This is a genomic window from Frankia sp. R82, assembly GCF_023716925.1.
Taxonomy (GTDB): Bacteria; Actinomycetota; Actinomycetes; order Frankiales; family Frankiaceae; genus Frankia.
The window spans coordinates 3,733-7,130 of the sequence record NZ_JAMQQG010000227.1 but is presented as its reverse complement, the minus strand read 5'-3'; the positions used below and the strand labels follow the sequence as shown (position 1 = coordinate 7,130).

Here is a 3,398-nt window from a genome sequence, read left to right as displayed (position 1 = left end):
GGGTCCGGTCAGGGGTGTGCCCAGCCGGTGGGGTGCGCCCCGGTCGGCCATATCCCACAGGGTGACCGTGTCGTCGTAGCTGCCGGCGGCCAGGGTCCGCCCGTCCGGGGAGAACACCACCGAGGAGACGCTTTTGGTGGGTCCGGTCAGGGGTGTGCCCAGCCGGTGGGGTGCGCCCCGGTCGGCCATATCCCACAGGGTGACCGTGTGGTCGGCGCTGCCGGCGGCCAGGGTCTGCCCATCCGGGGAGAACACCACCGAGTAGACGCGGTCGGTGGGTCCGGTCAGGGGTGTGCCCAGCCGGTGGGGTGCGGCCCGGTCGGCCATATCCCACAGGGTGACCGTGTCGTCGTCGCTGCCGGCGGCCAGGGTCCGCCCGTCCGGGGAGAACACCACCGAGGAGACGCTGCCGGTGGGTCCGGTCAGGGGTGTGCCCAGCCGGTGGGGTGCGCCCCGGTCGGCCATATCCCACAGGGTGACCGTGTCGTCGTCGCTGCCGGCGGCCAGGGTCCGCCCATCCGGGGAGAACACCACCGAGGAGACGCCGCCGGTGGGTCCGGTCAGGGTGTGGGAGTAGCCGCTGGTCAGGGCGGTGGTCAGGGCGTCACGGGTCTCCCCGGTGGGGTGGATGCGATGGGCGGCGAGGCCAAGTTGCAGCGCGGTCGACACGCTCACCGAGCGTGCGGTGTCGGCTTGGGCGATGAGCTGACGGCTGATCGCGACCCGTTTCTGCGCCGCCACGGTGCGGCTGTTGGCCAGGGCAAGACCGGCGGCGATGCTGACACCCGCGAGCAACACCACCAGGGTGGTGAACGCCGCGGCGAGCTGGCGGGTCCGGCGGGTCCGGGCTCGGGTCGCGCGGCGGGTGCCGGCGTCGAGGAAAGCGCGGGCGGTGGGGGTGAGGCCGGCGGGGTCGAGGGCGGTGCGGGTGGTGTCGACGCGGTCGCCGTCCCACAGATGGGTGTCGGGCTGGTGGGCCCGGTCCCACTGGTCGGCGGCGTCGGTGAGGGTGGCCTGCAGTCGCAGGGTGTCGGCGGCGGCGGTGATGGTGTCGTGCAGGGCGGGCCAGGCGGTGAGGATCTGTTCGTGGGTGAACTCGACCACCGTCTCCCCACGGCTGGTGCCCTGGGTGTTCTCGTGCGTCTGCTTGCTGCCCTCGTGGGTGTTGCTGGTGGTGAGAATGCGGTGGTCGACGAAGACGACAAGGTCGGTGCGAGTGGCGGAGTCGACGTCGTCGAGGTGGACGCGGCGGCGGCTGATCTGTCCGTCGCCGTCGACGGTGACCAGGCGCAGCAGGCCCGCGAGGACTTCCTCGCGTGTATGGCTGTTCTGGTCGACCGCCACGGCCAGTGCCTCGTCGGCGTGGCGGGCGAGGGCGCCGTGGACTCCACCGAGGGTGTCGTAGTGGGTGGTGGACAGCGCACCGCCGCGGCGGACACCGTTGGCGAGCTGGGCGAGGGTGAACGCCAGCAGGGGCAGGGCCTGCCCACCACCGGTGTCCGCGACCAGACGGGCCACGAGTTCATCGTCGATACGGATCCCGGCACGGCGTGCCGGTTCACGGATGACCAGCGGGAGCAGGTCCCGGCCCAGCGGGGCCAGGGTGAAGGCGTCCTGGACAGGCAGGTGGGTGTCGGCGGCGAGGAGCAGCAGCGGGTCGAGGAAATCCGAACGGATCGTGGCGACGACGCGGACACGTTCACCGCTGGCTTCCCACAACAGCGAAGCGAACCGTTGCCGTTCGGTCTCGCTGGTGCTGGTGAGCAGTTCCTCGGCCTGGTCGATGACCAGCAGCAACCGGCGGGCCGAGGACGCGGCGAGCAGATCAGCGACCAGCCCGGTCAGCCCACCGGGCCGGCCCAGCGCCTCACTGACCTGGCTTGCGGTGCGCCCCAGACCACGGGCATGGCATGCGGTGGCCAGCAGCCGGGCGAGTTCCCCCACCGGTCCCACCTCAGGGACCGCCGCCGGAACCAGCGCAGGCAGCACCAGCCAGTCCCGGTCCGCGGCCAGCAACGGGATCAGTCCGGCGCGGACCAGCGACGACTTCCCACACCCCGACGGCCCCACCACCGCCAGCAACCCACCCCCACCCGGCCGCACGGCCACCCGCAGCCGGTCGGCGAGCCGGCGGGTTTCGCCCGCACGGCCGAAGAACATCCGGGCCTGCCCGGTCGTGAACGCCGCCAGCCCCGGATACACCACCCCCGCCCCGTCGCCGTTCCCCTCGGCGGTTCCGTCCAGGCGCCGCAACGCCTCCAACAGCCACGTCCGCGCGGCCGCCCCCTCGCCGTCGACGATCACCCGTTCGGTGGTCTCCACCGGGATCAGCGGGCTTGTCACGTCCCGATCGGCCTGGATCGGCAGGATCGTCAACCCGGTCGCCCGGGCCGCGCCGATCTCCGCCGCGCACCACAACGAACCGTTGAACCCCTCGGTGATCACCGCGGCCAGTGCGTCCGCCCGGGCCAGCTCGCCGAACAGCCTGTCCACCCAGGCATCCCCGACCGCCACCCCACGGTGCAGATCACCACTGAGGAACACGGCATGACCCGCCTCGCTCAGCCAGTCCGCCACCCGCCCCGCCAACACCACATCCCGCGCGCTATGACTCACGAACACCCGTGCCACACGCCCCCCCGAACGTGAACCGGCCGCACACCCCGACCGACCATCACCTAACGACACCAAATCATCACACACCACCAGCAGTCCCCACCCCCACCCGCCGAAAAGCCCGACAACCAGACCCCCACCCCGGCGGTCCGACCCACGCAGGCCACAGCGATCATCCCCGGCACCATCACCAGCCAAAGACGATCAGCAGGTCGACGGAAAACGACGGCTGGCTTCTTGTTCGACACTCCGACTTTCCGACACGTTTCCCGGACAGCCGCCCGCCCGTTTCGCCCCCGATTCTGATTGCCGCCTGCCACATTTCTGATCTTGTTCAAATATCGAACGAATTCCAGACAAGATCAAATCGCGGGGGTGGCCGAACCACCGACCACGTTCCCGCGATCACGCGGACGTCTGCCGGTCGATCCAGCGCACCAACTGCTCGCCGCTCAGGGTGTCGGGGTGGTCGTCGCCGAGGATCCGCCGCTGGCGGGTGAGGGTGTCCTCGGTCAGCGCCCGCGCCCCCACCTGATCACCCAGGGCGGCCAGCCAGAGGGCGAGGTTGTTCGCGGAGCGCAGGGTGTCGGGGTGGTCGTCGCCGAGGATCCGCCGCCGGCGGGCCAGGGTGTCCTCGGCCAGCACCCGCGCCCCCACCTGATCACCCAGGTCGGCCAGCCGGACGGCGAGGTTGGACGCGGAGGTCAGGGTGTCGGGGTGGTCGTCGCCGAGGATCCGCCGCCGGCGGGCCAGGGTGTCCTCGGCCAGCACCCGCGCCCCCA

The 3,398-nt window shown here is 71.6% G+C and carries 2 protein-coding genes; both read right to left on the bottom strand.

The genetic code is table 11. From position 1 onward, the window contains the following. The coding region (locus ND747_RS18930) for a TIR domain-containing protein (protein ID WP_251735065.1) at positions 1 to 2,616 on the bottom strand (2,616 nt) is incomplete at its 3' end. A gap of 405 nt (positions 2,617 to 3,021) precedes the next feature. After that, a partial coding sequence (locus ND747_RS18925; RefSeq protein WP_251735063.1) for a tetratricopeptide repeat protein occupies positions 3,022 to 3,398 on the bottom strand: 377 nt, incomplete at its 5' end.